Source organism: Streptomyces phytophilus, from assembly GCF_013870535.1.
In the GTDB taxonomy this organism is placed as follows: domain Bacteria; phylum Actinomycetota; class Actinomycetes; order Streptomycetales; family Streptomycetaceae; genus Streptomyces; species Streptomyces phytophilus.
This window is the reverse complement of sequence record NZ_JACBXC010001254.1, coordinates 1-1733: the sequence shown is the minus strand read 5'-3', so window position 1 is coordinate 1733 and position 1733 is coordinate 1. Positions and strand designations below refer to the sequence as shown.

General features: G+C 68.7%; 2 protein-coding genes. Both read left to right on the top strand.

Features of this window, described 5'->3' with window-relative positions; translation table 11 throughout:
• The coding region (locus tag H5J30_RS31335; RefSeq protein WP_258563624.1) for a carbohydrate ABC transporter permease at positions 1 to 843 on the top strand (843 nt) is incomplete at its 5' end.
• 4 nt (positions 844 to 847) lie between these two features.
• Positions 848 to 1733, top strand: an 886-nt coding sequence (locus H5J30_RS31330) for a carbohydrate ABC transporter permease (RefSeq protein WP_258563623.1), incomplete at its 3' end; no start/stop codon positions are given.

Below are 1733 nucleotides of genomic sequence, written 5' to 3'. Positions count from 1 at the left end.
CTGCGCGCGCTGCCCGTGGGTCCCTCCGTCGTCCTGATGCTGCTGTTCCTGGCCGGCCCCATCGCGTACTGCGTGTGGATCGCCTTCACCGACCTGCAGCTGTCGGGCCAGGCAGAGTCGTCGTTCGTCGGCCTGGAGAACTTCCGTACGGCCTTCGGCGACGAGGGCTTCATCAACGCCGTCTGGCTGACGCTGGTGTTCACGCTCCTGTCGTCGATCGTCGGCCAGAACACGCTCGGGCTCGCCCTCGCGTCCCTGATGCAGCGGGCCTCGAAGACGGTGCGCACCGTCACCGGCGCCATCGTCATCACCGCCTGGGTGGTGCCCGAGGTCGTCGCCGGCTTCCTGCTCTACGCCTTCTTCCGCCGCGAGGGCACCCTCAACTCCGTACTCGACTGGCTCCACCTGCCCAGCCAGAACTGGCTGTACACGCTGCCGATCCTGGCCGTGTCGTTCGCCAACATCTGGCGCGGCACGGCGTTCTCGATGCTCGTCTACTCCGCCGCGCTCTCCGAGATCCCGAAGGAGATCACCGAGGCGGCGGAGGTGGACGGCGCGGGCGGCTGGCGGAAGCTGTGGCACGTCACCCTGCCGATGATCCGGCGCTCGATCGCCACCAACCTGATGCTCAACACCCTGCAGACCCTCTCGGTCTTCGGGCTGATCTGGGCGATGACCCGCGGCGGGCCGGGCGACCGCAGCCAGACGCTGCCGCTGTTCATGTACGAGCAGGCGTTCAAGAACAACCTGCTCGGCTACGGCACGGCGGTGGCCCTGCTCCTGCTGCTGGTGGGCGCCCTGTTCTCGCTGGTGTACATGCGGATGCTGCGTACGGAGGTATGAGCCGATGCCCACGTCCACGCTCACCCGCGACAACCCGCCGCCGGGCTCCCCGCCGCCCCGCCGGCGCGGCCTGGCCGGCACGCTCGGGGCGCGCAGGCACGGCCGGCGGGTGGCCGCCAACCTGGCCCTGCTGGTGGCCGCGCTGGCGTTCGTCCTGCCGCTGGCCTGGCTGCTCTTCGCGTCCGTCGACGCGGACTCGGGCCTGACCGCCCGGCCGCCGACGGACGTCACCTGGGACAACTTCGACGCGGTGATGACCACCGACATCAGCTTCCGCCCGCTGCTCAACAGCCTGATCCTGTGCGGCTCGGCGACGGCCATCACGGTCGTCGCGGCGGCGCTGGCGGCGTACCCGCTGTCGCGCTACCGCTCGCGGCTGAACCGCCCGTTCATGCTGACGATCCTCTTCACCACCAGCCTGCCGATCACCGCCATCATGGTGCCGGTCTACGGGCTGTTCGTGCAGATCAACCTCATCGACACGATGTCCGGCACGGCGTTCTTCCTGGCCAGCTCGCAACTGCCGTTCGCGATCTGGCTGATGAAGAACTTCATGGACGGCGTGCCGAAGGTGCTGGAGGAGGCGGCCTGGACGGACGGCGCGTCGTCGATGCAGGCGCTGGTGCGGGTCATCCTGCCGCTGATGGGCCCGGGGGTCACGGTGGTGACCGTCTTCTCGTTCATCATGATGTGGGGGAACTTCTTCGTCCCGTTCATGCTCCTGCTCAGCCCGGACCAGATGCCGGCCTCCGTCTCGATCTTCGAGCTCTTCGGCAACATGGGTTCTGTGGTCTACGGGGAGCTGGCGGCCTTCTCGATCATCTACTCGGCGCCCGCGGTGCTGCTGTACGTGCTGATCGCCCGCCGCCTGGGCGGCGGCTTCGCGCTGG